The organism is Helicobacter pylori (genome assembly GCF_006440215.1).
GTDB lineage: Bacteria > Campylobacterota > Campylobacteria > Campylobacterales > Helicobacteraceae > Helicobacter > Helicobacter pylori_CS.
This window is the reverse complement of sequence record NZ_VEZH01000031.1, coordinates 1-2,206: the sequence shown is the minus strand read 5'-3', so window position 1 is coordinate 2,206 and position 2,206 is coordinate 1. Positions and strand designations below refer to the sequence as shown.

Genomic DNA, 2,206 nt, shown 5'->3' with positions numbered 1-2,206 from the left:
TTTAAGCAAACCTTAAGCTTTCTATGACTATACTTTCATTTCCTTGTTTCAGCAAGGGCTTTAAAAAGCCGCTTGATACCTTACAAGGATAGCTGTTTAAAGCAAACGATCTTTGAAAACTAAGCAAATTGATAGAAGTTCTTTTTAAAGGGATATTCTAAAACAAAATAAGTAATGACTGACTAAATAGAGTGAGGGTTTGAACAACTCCCATTCTTTTATAAGAAATTCTTATCCAAACCAGTGCCAGTCAATTTCATTGATTATGATGATTATATCATTATGATTGATGACTGAATGGCATGAGAGTATTTTTAGGTTAGCGTTTGGCTAAACCTTTTTAAAAAGTTTCTTTCTGTTTTGTTGTTGTAATACTTAAGAACACAACCCGTTTTATTCAATAAAGTATAAAACGAGTTCTTGTGATACGCTAAAGCTGTTGTTAGGAATAACAACAGCCTATCAAAAAACAAAAGAGCTTTAGGACAAACACTTTTATGGAGAGTTTGATCCTGGCTCAGAGTGAACGCTGGCGGCGTGCCTAATACATGCAAGTCGAACGATGAAGCTTCTAGCTTGCTAGAATGCTGATTAGTGGCGCACGGGTGAGTAACGCATAGGTCATGTGCCTCTTAGTTTGGGATAGCCATTGGAAACGATGATTAATACCAGATACTCCCTACGGGGGAAAGATTTATCGCTAAGAGATCAGCCTATGTCCTATCAGCTTGTTGGTAAGGTAATGGCTTACCAAGGCTATGACGGGTATCCGGCCTGAGAGGGTGAACGGACACACTGGAACTGAGACACGGTCCAGACTCCTACGGGAGGCAGCAGTAGGGAATATTGCTCAATGGGGGAAACCCTGAAGCAGCAACGCCGCGTGGAGGATGAAGGTTTTAGGATTGTAAACTCCTTTTGTTAGAGAAGATAATGACGGTATCTAACGAATAAGCACCGGCTAACTCCGTGCCAGCAGCCGCGGTAATACGGAGGGTGCAAGCGTTACTCGGAATCACTGGGCGTAAAGAGCGCGTAGGCGGGATAGTCAGTCAGGTGTGAAATCCTATGGCTTAACCATAGAACTGCATTTGAAACTACTATTCTAGAGTGTGGGAGAGGTAGGTGGAATTCTTGGTGTAGGGGTAAAATCCGTAGAGATCAAGAGGAATACTCATTGCGAAGGCGACCTGCTGGAACATTACTGACGCTGATTGCGCGAAAGCGTGGGGAGCAAACAGGATTAGATACCCTGGTAGTCCACGCCCTAAACGATGGATGCTAGTTGTTGGAGGGCTTAGTCTCTCCAGTAATGCAGCTAACGCATTAAGCATCCCGCCTGGGGAGTACGGTCGCAAGATTAAAACTCAAAGGAATAGACGGGGACCCGCACAAGCGGTGGAGCATGTGGTTTAATTCGAAGATACACGAAGAACCTTACCTAGGCTTGACATTGAGAGAATCCGCTAGAAATAGTGGAGTGTCTGGCTTGCTAGACCTTGAAAACAGGTGCTGCACGGCTGTCGTCAGCTCGTGTCGTGAGATGTTGGGTTAAGTCCCGCAACGAGCGCAACCCCCCTTCTTAGTTGCTAACAGGTCATGCTGAGAACTCTAAGGATACTGCCTCCGTAAGGAGGAGGAAGGTGGGGACGACGTCAAGTCATCATGGCCCTTACGCCTAGGGCTACACACGTGCTACAATGGGGTGCACAAAGAGAAGCAATACTGCGAAGTGGAGCCAATCTTCAAAACACCTCTCAGTTCGGATTGTAGGCTGCAACTCGCCTGCATGAAGCTGGAATCGCTAGTAATCGCAAATCAGCCATGTTGCGGTGAATACGTTCCCGGGTCTTGTACTCACCGCCCGTCACACCATGGGAGTTGTGTTTGCCTTAAGTCAGGATGCTAAATTGGCTACTGCCCACGGCACACACAGCGACTGGGGTGAAGTCGTAACAAGGTAACCGTAGGTGAACCTGCGGTTGGATCACCTCCTTTCTAGAGAAAAGCTTTTAACATTCGCTTGTTAAAAGCCAAGAGTATTACCTGACAAAAGAACTTCTTGTTGCTTAGTTTTGAAAGATTGGGCTTATTCTTTCTTATTTGTTATCTCCTTTGTTTTTATTTGGTTTTGTTTAATATTTGCTTGCTTATTGTTTGTTATTTCTTAATGCTTATATTTTTAGTTGTTAGTGTTTTTATATTT

1 rRNA gene is annotated in these 2,206 nt (G+C 44.1%); it reads left to right on the top strand.

Features of this window, described 5'->3' with window-relative positions:
• Positions 1-494 precede the first annotated feature (494 nt).
• A 16S ribosomal RNA gene (locus FIM44_RS08345) occupies positions 495-1,998 on the top strand.
• Positions 1,999-2,206: the final 208 nt, after the last annotated feature.